Source organism: Cellulomonas fimi, assembly GCF_012952065.1.
In the GTDB taxonomy this organism is placed as follows: Bacteria; Actinomycetota; Actinomycetes; order Actinomycetales; family Cellulomonadaceae; genus Pengzhenrongella; species Pengzhenrongella fimi_A.
The window spans coordinates 76875-91334 of sequence record NZ_JABCJJ010000006.1; the positions used below are offsets into that span (position 1 = coordinate 76875).

Sequence of the window (14460 nt, forward strand, 5' to 3'; positions counted from 1 at the left end):
TGCAGATGCAACTGTGGGAGCGTTCACCTGCAGGTGCAACTACGTACGAGGTTCAGTGCTCCCGCCGGAACCGCATCCCCGGCGGCCGGCCGTCCGGGTCCAGCACCGTCCGGTACGCGGGCGTGGCCAGCCGGCGCTGCCAGCGCGGCGGCAGGTCGAGCACGTGCGTGCGCAGGCGACCGGGCGGGCGCGGCCCGACCTGCCCGCCCGCGTGCCACGCATCGAGCGCGGCCACGCTGCGACGCACCGCCTCGACCGCCAGCCCGGGGTCGACAAGCTCGGAGTCGTCGTCGACGTCGAGATGCTCGCGCCACAGCCGCAGGCGCAGGTCACGCGCGAACCGTCGCGCGCCGTCGCCCAGGCCGGCCGGGTCCCGCGGCTCCCGCTCGTCGCGCAGCTCGTCGAGGACCGCGGCGGTCAGCTCGGAGTCGTGCGTCCACGAGCGGCGGTTGAAGTTGTCGCTCCCGACCGTCGCCCACACGTCGTCGACCACGCAGACCTTCGCGTGCACGTACACCGGCTCGCCCGCGTGGTTCTCGACGTCGAGCACCTGCACGCGGTCGCCGCCGGCCGCCCGCACGAGGTCGAGCGCCTGGGAGTGCCCGACGTGCGCCGCCGCCACGAACAGCCGACCGTCCTGGTCGGGGTGGCGCGGCACTACGGCGACCAGGTGCAGCTCGGGGTGCGTCCGCAGCGCCTGCGCGAACACGCGCGCGACGTCGGCGGACCACAGGTACTGGTCCTCGACGTAGAGCAGGCGCCGTGCGCGCCGGAGCGCCTTGACGTACCCGCGGGCCGCGCTGCGCTCGCCGTCGGGGGCGAACGGGTAGCCGGGCCGGCGGTGCGGGTAGGTGCGCAGCAGCTGCACCGCGCACGTCCCCGCGACGGGCGGGTCCGGGTGCTGCTCGGGCAGGCGGCTCGGGGTGCGGTCGACCCGGTGGAGCAGGTCGGGCAGCACGTGCCACGGCAGGCGGGAGAGCGCTGCGCGGTCCTCCCAGCGCTCGCGGAACACGTCCTCGACGTCGCGCACCGCCGGCCCGTGCAGCTCGACCTGCACGTCGTGCCAGCCCGGCGTACGGCCGTACCACCGCGAGAACGGGACCGCCTGCGGGTCGCCCGCGTGGCCGGCGTCGTCCCGGCGCGTGAAGGCCATGTCGATGCCCCCGACGAACGCGACGTCGTCCTGCGGGCGGTCGCGATACCGGACGACGACGAACTTCTGGTGGTGCGACCCCAGCGGCCGCACGCGCTGGTCGAGGAGGACCTCGCCGCCCGCCTCGGTCACCTCCTTGGCCAGCGTGCGGTTCTCGGCGCCCGAGAAGCGCACCGGGTCCAGGTGCGAGCGCCAGACCAGGCCCTTGACCACCGCGCCACGCCGCACGGCGTCGATGAACGCCTGCGCGACCGTGGTCCCGTCGTCGAGCAGGCGCTCGTCGGGGTCGCCCCGCCAGTCGGTGAACAGCACCAGGTCGCCCGCCCCCGCCCCCTCGAGCGCCAGCGCGAGCCGCGTGAAGTACTCGCGCCCGTGCACGAGCGGCGTCGCGGCGTTGCCCCGCGTCCACGGCCGCAGGCGCGTGGCCGGGTTGCCGCGCTCACCGGCGGTCAGGAACCAGTCGTGGCCGCCTGCCCGCTGGCCGTCCGCCCGCTGGCCGTCCGCATGCTGGTCCGCCGTCGTGGCGGCTGGCGCGGCGGCCTGCGGGACGCCGTCGTGACGGGACGGCACGCGGATGCGCATCGTCCCAACCTGGCACATCACCGGGCCGACGACGAGGCTGAAGCGGGGCGGCGACCGTGCCTCGGGTGGTGGTCTCCAGGCAGAGCGCCGCCGCCCGACCCTGGCCGCTACGCCGTTCGGGCGGTCGTGGCGCCGTGACGTGCGGTGAGTCGCGCCGACGCGGGAGCATGACCCGCCGGGTTCCGGCCGAACACGACGGGGTGGGGTGGGCAGTGGCGCTACCGGGAGCATCGGCATCGTCCGGGACGCCGGGGGTGGGGACGGGCTGGCTGCTCCGGTTCGGCATCGTCGCGCTGCCCGGCGCGGTGTTCCTGTCGGCCGTGGAGCACCTCACCGGGCCGTGGGAGTCGACGGTGCCCACGCTGGTGGTGCTCGCGCTCGCGCTGCTCACCGTCCTGTGGCGAGCCGGACGGACTCCCGGGGTCGTCGTCGACTGGCGCGTGCGGTCCGGCGTGCGTCTCGTCGCTGCAGTCGCCCTGGCGTACGCCGCGCTCGTCGGCGGGGCGACGGTCGGCGCGGCGGCACTCGCGGCGGGAGCGGTGGTGCTCGCTGCCCGTGCGTTCCGGGACGCCGACGACGGGCGGTGGCTGGCCGGTCGTCTCGGACTGTGGTGCGGGGGCGGCGCGGCCCTCCTCGTCGGTGTGCTGGCCGCGCACGTGGCGGTCGGGATGCTGTTTCCCGGCGCGACGATGATGGTCACGACCGACGGCCGGATCGTCCTCGTGAGCCTTGCGGGAGGCGTCATGGCGACGTCGCTGTCCGTGGGGTACCTACTGCTCGGTGCCTGGATCCTCCTGCCGGCGGGTGCGGAGCGGTGGTGGCGGCCGGCAGCGTTCGCGGCAGCGATCACCCTGAGCGTCGGCGGCGTCGTGGGAGCGGCATGGTGGGACCCGTGGGCCTCGCCGCTGACGCGGTGGATCTGGACGGGGGTGTTCCTGGCCATGGTCGTGCACGGGGCGTGGCACGCACGCCGGCTCCGAGCGCTCGCGCCACCGGGTGGCCCGGTCGCCGGTCGGTGACGACGACCCCTCCGACGCCGGGACGTGAGCCCGGCATCGGCGTGGAGCGTCAGCCGCGCGGGACCGCCCCGGGCAGCGGCGGGACGACGGGCGGCAGGCGATCGGGCTGCGCGCCGCGTGCACGGGAGTCAGGACCGGGCTCCTCGCCGAGCGAGGTTGAGAACGGCTGGACGTCGCCGACGCACAGCGTGCCCTCGGCGGGCGTCTGGACGCTGAGCAGGTAGGCGTCCACCGCGTCCGTCACGCACGCCGACGTGCCGTAGGCGGTGTGCCCCCAGCTGTCGCTCGAGAGCAGTCGGCTGTTCGGCAGCAGCGACGCCGCGGTGACCGCGCCGTCGTAGCTGGTCGCCGGGTCCCAGTAGTTGCCGACGACGAGCACGGGGTTGACCGTGCTCCGGGTGAACGGACCCCGGTACGCGTCCTCGTCGCGCACCTTCCACGTCGCGGAGGCGCACGGGGCAGAGGACCACGTCCACAGCCGGCCGAAGTCGGGCGCGCGAAGGTCGGCCTCGTCCGCGTACCCGCGCCACCGGTCGGCCCTCGCGGGGTTGCTGCCGTCGGTGCAGAGCACCGACTGGAACGCCTCCGGGGAGTTGTCGTACGGGAACGCGAACCCGAGCGCCGCAGCCTGCTCCGCGTGCGTGGCGCGGGCCGCCGCGGCCTGAGCCTCGGCGTCGCGCACCTTCGCCAGGAGCGCTGCGCGCGCGACGTCCTGGCTCGGCATCGCGCTGCCCGGGTCGGCGCTGCCCGGCTCGGTCGGGGGGTGGAGCAGCGAGTAGGCGAAGGAGAGGTCCGCGTCCACGAACAGAGCCGCCTCCGGGAAGTACATGTCGCCGAGCAGGAAGGAGACGAGCGTCGGGTAGGTGAGCGTGAAGAGCTCCTCTCCCGTCACGGGATCGACGATCGGGAGCGGGGTCTCCTGGAGCGCGGCGCGGATCTCGGCGTAGATCGCGCGTGGGTCGCCGAGGGCGGCCAGGGTGCAGAGCTCGGGACCGGCCTCCGCGCAGCGACGCAGGATCTCGTCGAGGGCCCGGGCGGCGGCCTCGCCCGACCTCAGCCGTGCGGTCTGCGGGACGTCCCGGTCGGCTCGCGTCCCGGCCCACGCGAGCGGGTCGAGGACACCGTCGATCGCGACCGCGCGGACCCGGCTGGGGAACAGGTTGGCGTACACGTTGCCGAGGTAGCTGCCGTAGGAGAACCCGAGGTACGTCAGCTGCTGGTCCCCGACCATCCGTCGCAGGACGTCCATGTCGCGTGCGACCTCGGCGGTGGACATGGAGGCTGAGAGCGGCCGGCCGGTCGTCGAGCAGGCCCTCCCGAACGCCTCCGACGACGCCACGTACGCCGTCTCCTCGGCGTCGGTGAAGGGGAACGGGACGCCGAGCCCCGCGAGGTCGGCCGCCTGGGTGCCCAGGTTCTCCCAGCACCGCACGTTGTCGCTGAAGTTGGTGCCGCGCGGGTCGAAGCCGACGACGTCGAAGCGAGCCAGGACCTCGGGCCCGAGGAAGAAGCCCGCCGCAGCGGCGATCTGGACGCCGGATCCCCCGGGCCCGCCCGGGTTGAGGAACAGGGTCCCGATCCTGTTCGCCTGGTCGGTCGCGCTGTGCCGCAGGACCGCGACGGCCGTCGTCGGCCCCTGGGGTCTGTCGTAGTCGAGCGGGAGGTTCACGGTGGTGCACTCGTTGCCCGGGCCGAACGCGGGGCTGCAGTCGAACCAGCTCGGCTGCGGGGTCGGCACCCGGTCGACACGGCGCGCCTCGGCCCGCTCGCCCGGGTACTGCTGCGGTGCTGCCGCGCGTGCCGCGCCTGGTGTGCCTGCCGTGCCGCCGGATGCTGTCCCGCCCGCCGCAGCGGGGGCCGCGACCACCGAGCCGATCACAGCGGCGGCGGCCAGGGTGGCGACGAGCGCGCGAAACCTTCGGGACGTGTGCATTCCGGACCCCCTGCGACTCCTGCCACGCGGTCACCACCCCCATGGGTGCCGGCTCGCGGCGGGCAGGCTCTCACGATCCCGGCGTGAGGCCCCGGCGTCAACGGTCGGTCGTCAGGCACCATGGCTCCATGAGCACTCTCGAGCGCCTGACCGCCGACCTGACGACCTCCATGAAGGCGCGCGACGCCTTCCGGACCAACACCCTTCGCCAGGTGATCGCCGCCGTCCGCACCGCCGAGAAGGCCGGTCCGGTCGCCCAGGAGCTCACCGACGACCAGGTCCGGGCGGTGCTCGCGAGCGAGGTGAAGAAGCGCCGCGAGAGCGCGGACATCTACTCGGGGGCGGGTGCCGCCGACCGCGCCACGAACGAGACCGCCGAGGCCGACCTCATCGAGACCTACCTCCCGGCCGCGCTGACGGACGCGCAGCTGGACGCCGTCGTGGCCGACGCCGTCGCCGCCACGGGCGCGACCTCGATGCGGGACATGGGCGCCGTCATGAAGGCGGCGAACGCGGCGGCGTCGGGTCTCGGCCGGGTCGACGGCAAGGCGCTGTCCCAGCGCGTGCGACAGGCGCTCGCGGCACTCTGACCCCCGCGGCCGCGAGCAGGTCCGCCCACCGGGTTCGAGGCGGATGCGACGCCGGGCGGACGCGACGCCGGGCGGACGCGTCGATGGGGCAGGCTGACCCGCGTGACCACGCTCGAGAACCGGACCGCGGCCCGGGGGACCCGCGCGCCCGTCTGGCTGCTGGTGCTGGGGGTCGTCCTCACCGCGGCGAACCTGCGCCCGGCCATCGCCGCCGTCGGGCCCCTGCTCGACCGCATCGAGCAGGACCGCGGGCTCTCGACGGTGGACGTCGTGGTGCTCACCTCGGGACCCGTCCTCCTCTTCGGGCTCGTCGCCCCGCTCGCCGCCGTCCTCGTGCGGCGGTGGGGCGTCGCCCGCGCGCAGGCCGTCGCGCTCGGGGTCCTCGGCCTGGGCCAGCTCGCGCGGGCGCTGCCCGAGGTGCCTGCGCTGCTGGGCGGCACGCTCGCGGCGGGCGCGGGGATCGCGGTGCTCAACGTCGTGCTGCCCGCGGTCGTGAAGCAGTACTTCCCGCACCGCGCCGGCCTGATGACGGGCGTGTACACGACGTCGGTCAACATCGCCGCAGCGGTGGCGGCCGCCGTGGCGGTGCCGCTGGGCGCCTCGATCGGCTGGGAGGGCAGCCTCGCCGTGTGGTCCGCCCCGGCGATTCTCGCGGCAGCGCTGTGGCTGTTCGTGCGCGCGAGCCCGGTGCGGCAGGTCGCCCTCGGCGCGCCGGGCGGACGGTTCCGGCTGGTGCGCGACCCGCTCGCCTGGCAGGTCGCGGGCTACCTCGGGCTCCAGTCCCTCCTCTGGTACACGAGCGTCGCGTGGCTCGCCCAGATCCACCAGGACGCCGGGCTGAGCGGCGAGCAGGCCGGTGCGCTGCTGGGGCTGCTCCTCCTGGTCGGCATCCCGTTCGCGCTCGTCGTCCCCCCGGCCGCGGCCCGCGCGCCGCACCAGCGTTGGTACGTGGTGGGGCTCGCGGCCTCGGGCATGGCCGGGATCGTGGGCCTGCTCGTCGCCCCGTCCGCCGCACCGCTGGTGTGGACGGTCCTGATCGGGATCGCCATCGGCGGCAGCTTCCCGCTCGCGATGACGATGGTCGTCCTGCGGTCGGGCAGCGTGGCGCAGGCCGCTGCGCTCTCGGCGATGGCGCAGACGATCGGCTACGTGGTGGCGGCGTCGGGCCCGCTGCTCGCGGGATGGCTGCGCGAGGCGACCGGCTCGTGGACGACGCCGCTCGTGCTGCTCCTGGTGACGAGCCTCGGCCAGGTGGCGCTGGGCCTGGCAGCAGGACGGCCGCGGCTGCTCGGGGGTGCTCAGGCGCCGGTCTGACGCGCACCATGGGAGGGACAGCCCACGGCCCGACCCAGGGAGGCCGCATGACGTCACGAGATCGTCCACGCCGGTCGCACGCGCGCCGGTCCGGTGCATCCCAGCCGCGCGACGTCGTCGTGCTCGGGGGCGGGCTGGCCGGGCTGTTCGCCGCCGCCGCTGCCGCCGCCGCCGCAGCAGCCGCGGACGGTGGCGCGGGCGGTGGCGGTGGCGGTGGCCGCACCGTCACGGTGCTCGAGCGCGACCGGCTCCCGGACCGGCCGGAGCCACGGGACGGCGTGCCGCAGGGCCGGCACGCGCACGTGTACCTCTACCGCGGTCTGCTGGCGGTCGAGGAGCTGCTCCCGGGATTCGGCTCCGAGCTGCGGGCCGCGGGCGCCGTGCCGTTCGACACGGGCGAGGTGGCGTGGCTCGGCGAGAACGGGTGGTCGCCGTCCGGCCGTCAGTTCGAGGTCCTCTCCGCGACCCGGCCGCTGTTCGAGCACCTCGTCCGGGAACGCGTGCGGGCGCTGCCCGGGGTCGAGGTGCGTGACGGCACCCAGGTGAGCGGGCTCCGGCCCGGCGGCGCCGACGGGCCCGCGTGGTGGGTGGACGTGCCCGGCTCCGCCGTCGCGGCCGACCTCGTGATCGACGCCATGGGCCGCAGCTCGCGGCTCCCGGCGTGGCTCGTCGCCGCCGGATTGCCGCGGCCCGCCGTCTCCGAGGTCGACGCGCGCATCGGCTACGCGACGCGCACGTTCACGCTCGACCCGGACCACCTCGCCGTGCCGGGGGTGGTCCTGCTGCAGACGCCGGCGCACCCGCGCGGCGGCATCGTGCTACCCGTCGAGGGTGGGCGCTGGGTGGTGGGCGGGGTGGGCTCGGGCGACGACCGGCCGCCGCGGGACGCTGCCGGCTTCGCGGAGTTCCTCACGACGCTGCGCGACGACGCGGTCGCCGAGGTGACCCGGACCGGCCGGCCCGAGACCGAGGTCGCGATCCATCGCCAGACGGCCAACCGCCGGCACCGCTACGAGCGCCTGCGCGACTGGCCGCCCGGGCTGCTGGTCCTGGGCGACGCCCTGTGCGCGTTCAACCCGATCTACGGGCAGGGGGTGACGGTCGCGGCCCGCGAGTCGGTGCTGCTGCGCGACGCCCTCGCACGCGGGCTGCGCCCGGGCGACGAGCGCCGGCTCATCCGCCGCTTCTGCCGGGTCGCCGCGTTGCCGTGGTCGATCGCGACGAGCGAGGACCTCCGGTACGCCGCCAGCACGGGGAACGTCTCGCGGGTGCAGGGGGCGCTGGGGGGGTGGGCCCGGCAGGTGGACCGGCTCGCGGTGGGCGGGGACCCCCTCGCGGGCGAGGTGCTCGGTCGCGTCTACCACCTCATGGGGTCGCCGCTGCAGCTGTTCCGGCCGGGCCTGGTCGCCCGGGTCGTGCGGGCGCGGGTCCGTGGCCACGGGCCGACGCCGCCGCGGCCGGTGATCACGCGGGTGCGCGCGTAGCGGAGGTCACGGGCCGGGCGGGCGTCATCTCGATCGGTGCCCGTCGCGCCCGGCCCGACGCCCGTGACGTCCGGGTCTGCGCGCCTGCCCCTGCGGGCGCGTCGTCGGCGGCGGCACCCCGAGTTCGCTGGTCACGCCTCGAGTTCGCTGGTCTGGATCAGCGAACTCGGAACGGGACCAGCGAACTCACGGCGCCGGACGGCGGCGCGGGACGGCGGCGCGCGACGGCGCGCGGCTGTGCGGATGCCGTCTCGGCGCCGGTGGGGTACGCAGGTAGTCATGACTCACGGCGACGCGCCCGGCCTCGCCAGCCCGCAGAAGGATCCCGACGACCGGCTCCAGGCGCAGAGCGGTCGAGGCGCGTCCTGACCTGCGCCGCAGCACTAGCATCCTCGACGTGACCGTCCGCGTGCTCCTCGTCGACGACGTCCCCGCACTGCGGCGGCTCGTCGCGACGGCGCTGCGCCTGCGCGGCGGGTTCGAGCTCGTCGGCGAGGCCGGGGACGGCGAGACCGCGGTGCGGCTGGCCGCCGAGGCCCAGCCCGACGTCGTCGTGCTCGACATCGGGCTCCCCCGCCTGCACGGCGGCGAGGCGCTCGCGATGCTGCGGGAGGTCGCGCCCGCCGCGAAGGTCGCCGTCTTCACGGGGCTCACGGCCGAGGAGGGCGAGAAGCTCCGCGGACGCGTCGAGGGCTACGTGCCGAAGGACAGCGACGTCGACGCGCTGCTCGACCTCCTGGAGGACCTCGGCACCACGGAGCAGCAGGTCGCGGTGCTCGAGCTGAACCCCGTGCCGGACGACGCCGTCGCCGCGCGCGAGTTCCTCCGTTTCCATGCCGAGCGCTGGGGCTACCAGGGCGATCTGTACGAGGCGGAGCTCGTGGTCGACGAGCTCGTCGGCAACGCCGTGAAGCACGGCGGGCCGCCGTTCTCGCTCCGGCTCGCCCTCACCGACGAGGCGTTGCGTGTCGAGGTCGCCGACGCCGGGGCGGGCACGCCGTCGCCGCTGCCCATCGACCCGTACACCGGCTGGCACGGGCTGACGTACGTCGCGCTCCTCGCCCAGGGGTGGGGTGTGCTGCCGGGCGAGCACGGCGGCAAGGTCGTGTGGGCGCGCCTGACCGGGGCGGCGCCGTCGGCCACGCGGAGCGGCGCCCCGGTCTGAGTCGCGCGGGATGGTCCGGCAGCTCGACCGGTGCGACGGCGGGCTGAGCGCTACCGTTCGTCGTCGTGACCCCCCACCGCATCGCCCTCGTCGACGACGCCCCCGAGGTGCGGGCCCTCCTGCGGCTGCGGCTGCGGCTCACCGGCGCCTTCACGGTGGTGGCCGAGGGCGGCAACGGGCACGACGCCGTCCGGATCGCCCGCGAGGAGCACCCCGACCTCATGCTGCTCGACGTCTCGATGCCCGAGCTCGGCGGGCTCGACGCCATCGGCGCGGTCCGCGGCGTCTCGCCCGATACCAAGGTCGTGCTGTACTCGGGCTTCGACGAGGAGGGGCTCGAGGCCCGGGCGCTCGAGCTCGGCGCGGCCGCCTTCGTCCAGAAGTCGGCGCACGTCGAGGAGCTGATCGCGGCGCTCACGGCGATCGCCGATGCCGCGAACCCGGCCGAGGCCGGGCGACTCGCGCCCGAGGTCGACGCACAGCAGCAGCCGCTGCCCCCCGACGGCCTCGAGCCGGGCGGCGTCGTCTCCTCCGACCCCCGGCACGACGGCGACGCCTCGCGCCGGGAGGGCGAGGCGATCCTCACCGAGCACGTCGAGCGGTTCCGCGCCGTCTTCGACCAGGCGGCGATCGGCATCGGCACCCTCACCCTGACCGGCCAGCTCGTGCGCGCCAACCGCGAGCTGGCGCGCCTGCTCGGGGCGAGCATGGACGACGTCGTCGGGCTGGCGCTGCCCGACGTCGTCCCGGGCGCGGACCGCGGCCGCGTCACCGAGGCGCTGTCGACCGCGGTGGACGAGGGCGTCGTGCAGGTCGAGCACCGGCTCAGCGGGACGGACCGCGTGGTGACGTCGACCGTCGCGGCGGTCCGCGACTCCGGTGAGCGTCCGCTCTACCTGCTGCTGCAGAGCCAGGACGTGAGCGCGCAGCGGTCGACCGAGCGCGCCCTGTTCGAGAGCGAGGAGCGCTTCCGGCTGCTCGTGGAGAGCGTGATGGACTACGCGATCTTCATGCTCGACCCCGCTGGACGGATCGCGAGCTGGAACCGGGGAGCCGAGCGGCTCAAGGGCTACCGGGCCGAGGAGGCCCTGGGGCAGCACTTCAGGCTCTTCTACACGCCCGAGGCGAAGGCGTCGAAGCACCCCGAGTACGAGCTCGAGTGCGCGGTGCGGGACGGGCGCTACGAGGAGGAGGGCTGGCGGGTCCGCAAGGACGGGACCCGGTTCTGGGCCAACGTGGTCATCACGGCGCTGCGCGAGCGCGGCGAGCTGGTCGGCTTCGCGAAGGTGACCCGCGACGTGACCCAGCAGCGCACCGACTCGCAGCAGATGCGGGCCGCGGCGAGCGAGCTCGCCGAGGCGAACAGCGAGCTCGCCGAGGCCAACGTCCGGCTCGGCGCGGCGGCCGCGGAGCGCGCGAACTTCCTCGCGATCACCGCGCACGAGATGCGGAGCCCGCTCGCCGTCGTGGCCGGCTCCGCGAGCATGCTCGTGCGGCACTGGGCCGCCCTCGAGGAGGACGAGCGCGTCGAGCTGCTCGGCTCGATCGAGTCGAGCGCCCAGCAGATGCGCCGGATGCTCGACGAGCTGCTGCTCGCGGCACGCCTCGACGCCGGGCGCGTGACGCTCTCGACGTCGGCCGTGCAGCTCCGCCCGGCGCTCGAAGGCATCGTGCACCAGCACCTCGGGACGCTCGTGGAGCTGGGGGCGGGGTCCGACGTGCAGGTCGTCTGCCCGGCGGACCTGGAGCTGGTCACGGACCTCGACCAGCTGCGCCAGATCGTCACGAACTACGTCAGCAACGCCACCCGGTACGGTGCCGCCCCGCTCGTGGTGCGCGCGTGGAAGGACGGTGGCGTCGTGAAGATCGCGGTGGAGGACAGCGGCCCCGGCGTGCCCGACGCCGTCGCCGGGCAGATCTTCGACGAGATGTTCCTCAAGGGCGGCGGACGGATGGGGACCGGTCTCGGCCTCTACATCGTCCGCCGGCTCGCACGTGCCCTCGGCGGGGACGCCTGGTATGAGCGCACCGGCGACGTCACGCGCTTCGGGGTGACGCTCCCGGCGTGACCGCGAGGCGTCTGACCCTGGAACGTTCCGGCCGACGCAGGGCGGTTGTCAGGCATGGCGCGCTGCAGGGCGCGCGCTGGGTCTGACACGTGGAGTCCGCACGGGAGGTGTCAGGCGTGGCGCGGTGCGGGGGGCGCGCTGGGTCTGACACGAGGAGCGGGGTTACGACCAGCCGGCCGCCGGCTGCGCGAGCACCTCGGCGAGGTCCTCGAGCGGAGCGGGTCGGCCGACGAAGTAGCCCTGGACCCGATCGCAGCCCGCGGTGCGCACGGCGTCCAGCTGGGCCTGGTTCTCGATGCCCTCGGCGACGACGCGCACGCCCTGGTAGTGGGCCGCGTCGACGATGTCCTTGAGCTGCGCGAACGGTCCCGACGCCGGGTCGCCCAGGGTCGCGACGAAGGCGCGGTCGAGCTTGAACTCGCCCGCGCCCAGGTGCCCGACCCGCTCCGGGGAGCGTGCGCCCAGACCCACGTCGGCGACGGAGACCCGCACGCCACGGCGCGCCATGGAGCTCGCCACGTCGCGCGCGGCGAAGACGTGGGCGAGCGCGTCCGTCATCGAGAGCTCGAGCGTGAGCAGGCCCGACGGGAGCTCGGCCGCGCGCGCGGCACCCTCGACCGTCGGGACGACGTCCGGCGACGTGAGCTGCGCCGAGGAGAGGTTGACCGCGATCTCCACGGGGAACCCGCACGTCGAGAGCCAGGCGCCGTCGCGGCACGCGTGCGTGAGGGCCCAGGAGTCGATGAGCCCCATCAGCCCGTGGTCCTGCGCGACCGGGAGGAACGCGGCCGGCGCGAGCAGGCCCTGCTCGGGGTGCGCCCAGCGGATCAGCGCCTCGAGCGAGACGACGGCCCCCGTCGCGACGTCGCGCTGCACCTGGTAGTGCAGACGCAGCTGCCCACCGGGCAGCGCGGTGCGGAGCTCGGGCGCCATCGGGTCGACGCCGCGGTTGAGCAGGCCGAGCACCAGGCCGGCGGGGTCCGCGGTGCGCGAGGCGCGGACGGTCGGTGCCGCGGGGACGTTCCGTGCGGCGGGGACGGCGGGCACGCGGGGGACGGGCAGGTGCTCGACGGCGACCGGTCGCTGCGGCGCCTCGACCGCGACCGGCACCGACGCGCCGCCCGCGAGCGGCGTCGGGCCGGCGCCCGGGCGCAGGTGTGCCAGTGCCGGGTGCTCGACGCTCTCCTGCATCTCGACGTCCTTCGTTCGGTGGCCCGGCCGGGCACGGGTGTGTCGCCGCCCTATCGGCCGCGCGGAGGCGAATCGGAACGGTTGCGGGCTGCGCCGTGGCGGATTTCACCCGCAGAGCCCGCTCAGCCCACGAGCCCGCTCAGCCCACGAGCCCGTTCAGCCCACGAGCTCGCGCAGCTCGCCGGCCAGCGCGGTGGCGATCACCTCGTACCCGAGCTCGTTCGGGTGCAGCCCGTCCGCGCTCAGGTACCGCCTCCACTGCGTCGAGTCCGCGGTCGCCCGGTCCAGCAGCTCGGTCGCGTCGACGTACTCGACCCCGGCGGCCTCGGCGGCGGCGCGCACGGCGGCAGCGGTCGCGTCGCCTCCCGCGCCGCCGGTCAGCACGGACGTGAACGGACCGAGCACCACGACGGTCGCGTCCGGCAGATCCGTGTCGAGCTCGTCGAGCAGCGCCGCGGCGGCGTCCTCGACGTCGTCGGCCGGGTAGCCGCGGAACGCGTCGTTCGTCCCACCCGCGACCACGACGACGTCGGGGTCGGCCGCGACGACGCCGTCCACACGCTCCGGCATCGGCCGGCCGAGCCCCGGTGCGACGAAGCCGCTGCCCGACACCCCGTCCACGACCGCCAGGGGCCAGCCGAGCTGCTCGGCTGTCTGCCACGCGTACCCGCGCTCGGGCGGGGCGCCGACGCCCTCGGTCAGCGAGTCGCCCAGGAACCCGATGCGGGGCGCGTCGGCCGCGATGGGCGGGTCGGCGGAGGGTTGTGGAGCGACGCCCGGTCCGCCGCTCGTGGACGACGACGTGGGGCCGGCCTCGAGCGTCGCGGCGGCGGACGTGGGGGACCCGGCCGGCGCGGCGTCGTCGGGCACCGAGCGGCCCGACCAGACCAGCGCTCCGACGACGACGGCGACCAGCACCGCGACCAGCCCGATCACCCACCGGCGCCGGGTGACGTCAGGAGCGGTCGGCCCGGCAGCGCCGGCGCGGCCTGCGGCGGTCACAGCCAGCTGTGGACCCGGACGACCGTGCCGCTCGAGGTCGACCGGATCTGCACCAGGTCGCAGAGCTGGTGAACCATCCACACGCCCCGCCCGCGGAGCTGGTCGGACGGCGGGCACGTGCGCCCGATGAGCGGGTCGGTGATCCGTCCGGTGTCGGCGATCTCGCACACGAAGGTACCCGGCTCGGTCCACATGCGCAGCACGCCGTTGCCACCGCCGTGGTCGAGGCTGTTCGCCGCCAGCTCGTTCAGCGCGAGGGTCAGGTCGTCGACGTCACCGTCCGCCAGGCCCACCCCTCTCGCGCGGGCCCGCACGGCGCGGCGGAGCGCGGCGAGCTCGCCGCGCCCGAAGGCCACCGTCTGCACCGGTCCGGTGGGCGCGGGCAGGTCCCGGCCGGCGAGGTGCTCGACGTGCTGCGCCCCGCCGTAGTCGGTGCTGGGGTGCGTGCCGCCCGCGCGCACGAGGGTGGGATGGCTGCGCATCGCCTCGTCGATCACGTGCTCGTCGAGGCCGTCGGCGTCGTACGGGCACAGCAGCCAGAGCGGTGCGTCAGGCGGCAGCGCGAGGTTGAGCAGCGCCTCGTGGACCTGGCACTCGACGATCTCCGCGGGTCGGCGACCGACCCAGATCGGCTCCCCGATCCCCCGGACCGGTCGGCCGCCGGCGCTCTCGACGAAGTCGCGCCAGGCGGGGATGATCCGCGCCGGGTTGTGCCCCAGCTCGGCCATGTCGACGAACCGGACGCGCGCGGCGTCGGCCCCGAGGGCGTCCCGCAGCGGTGCCCAGTGGTCCTGGATGACGGCGACCATGACCGGCTCGCCCGCGGCGAGACCCTCGCTGACGAACGGGACGGTCCGCGCGAGGAAGGCGTCGATGCCCTGCCACAGGAAGGCCTCATGACGGTAGCCGAGCACGGGACCGACGGCCGTGCGGGTGCCTGTGCTCACGTCACCGCCCT

General features: G+C 75.4%; 11 protein-coding genes. 6 read left to right on the top strand and 5 right to left on the bottom strand.

Annotation, left to right across the window (positions count from 1 at the left end):
• Positions 1-52: 52 nt before the first annotated feature.
• Positions 53-1735, bottom strand: coding sequence for a phospholipase D family protein (locus HIR71_RS05810; protein ID WP_169324109.1), 1683 nt, complete (start codon positions 1733-1735; stop codon positions 53-55).
• Between the two features lie 254 nt (positions 1736-1989).
• Between HIR71_RS05810 and HIR71_RS05815 the strand changes: the two genes are divergently transcribed.
• Complete coding sequence (locus tag HIR71_RS05815) at positions 1990-2754, top strand: hypothetical protein (RefSeq protein ID WP_169324110.1); 765 nt, start codon at positions 1990-1992, stop codon at positions 2752-2754.
• A 49-nt stretch (positions 2755-2803) separates the two neighbouring features.
• Here the strand turns inward: HIR71_RS05815 and HIR71_RS05820 are convergent, their stop codons facing one another.
• The gene (locus tag HIR71_RS05820; protein ID WP_169324111.1) at positions 2804-4687 is read right to left on the bottom strand and encodes an alpha/beta hydrolase; all 1884 of its coding nucleotides are present in this window, start codon (positions 4685-4687) and stop codon (positions 2804-2806) included.
• 128 nt (positions 4688-4815) lie between these two features.
• On the opposite strand from HIR71_RS05820, the gene HIR71_RS05825 reads away from it, so the two are divergent.
• The 5 genes from HIR71_RS05825 (at position 4816) to HIR71_RS17375 (ending at position 11309) form a co-directional block, all read left to right on the top strand.
• Positions 4816-5277: a GatB/YqeY domain-containing protein gene (locus HIR71_RS05825; RefSeq protein WP_169324112.1), complete on the top strand. Its 462-nt coding sequence runs from the start codon at positions 4816-4818 to the stop codon at positions 5275-5277.
• Between the two features lie 102 nt (positions 5278-5379).
• Positions 5380-6591: an MFS transporter gene (locus HIR71_RS05830; protein WP_169324113.1), complete on the top strand. Its 1212-nt coding sequence runs from the start codon at positions 5380-5382 to the stop codon at positions 6589-6591.
• 47 nt (positions 6592-6638) lie between these two features.
• The gene (locus tag HIR71_RS05835; RefSeq protein ID WP_169324114.1) at positions 6639-8075 is read left to right on the top strand and encodes an NAD(P)/FAD-dependent oxidoreductase; all 1437 of its coding nucleotides are present in this window, start codon (positions 6639-6641) and stop codon (positions 8073-8075) included.
• 397 nt (positions 8076-8472) lie between these two features.
• Complete coding sequence (locus HIR71_RS05840; protein ID WP_169324115.1) at positions 8473-9240, top strand: response regulator; 768 nt, start codon at positions 8473-8475, stop codon at positions 9238-9240.
• 65 nt (positions 9241-9305) lie between these two features.
• A complete protein-coding gene (locus HIR71_RS17375; RefSeq protein ID WP_169324116.1) occupies positions 9306-11309 on the top strand; it encodes a PAS domain S-box protein in 2004 nt (667 codons plus the stop codon).
• Between the two features lie 162 nt (positions 11310-11471).
• Here the strand turns inward: HIR71_RS17375 and HIR71_RS05850 are convergent, their stop codons facing one another.
• From HIR71_RS05850 to HIR71_RS05860, 3 genes are all read right to left on the bottom strand, one after another.
• A complete protein-coding gene (locus HIR71_RS05850) occupies positions 11472-12500 on the bottom strand; it encodes an EAL domain-containing protein (protein WP_169324117.1) in 1029 nt (342 codons plus the stop codon).
• A gap of 156 nt (positions 12501-12656) precedes the next feature.
• The gene (locus tag HIR71_RS16730) at positions 12657-13502 is read right to left on the bottom strand and encodes an SGNH/GDSL hydrolase family protein (RefSeq protein ID WP_169324118.1); all 846 of its coding nucleotides are present in this window, start codon (positions 13500-13502) and stop codon (positions 12657-12659) included.
• Positions 13499-14449 carry an anti-sigma factor RsbA family regulatory protein gene (locus tag HIR71_RS05860; protein WP_169324119.1) on the bottom strand — a complete coding sequence of 317 codons (951 nt, stop codon included), beginning with the start codon at positions 14447-14449 and terminating at the stop codon, positions 13499-13501. The genes HIR71_RS16730 and HIR71_RS05860 overlap by 4 nt, the downstream gene beginning before the upstream one ends.
• Between the last annotated feature and the right edge of the window lie 11 nt (positions 14450-14460).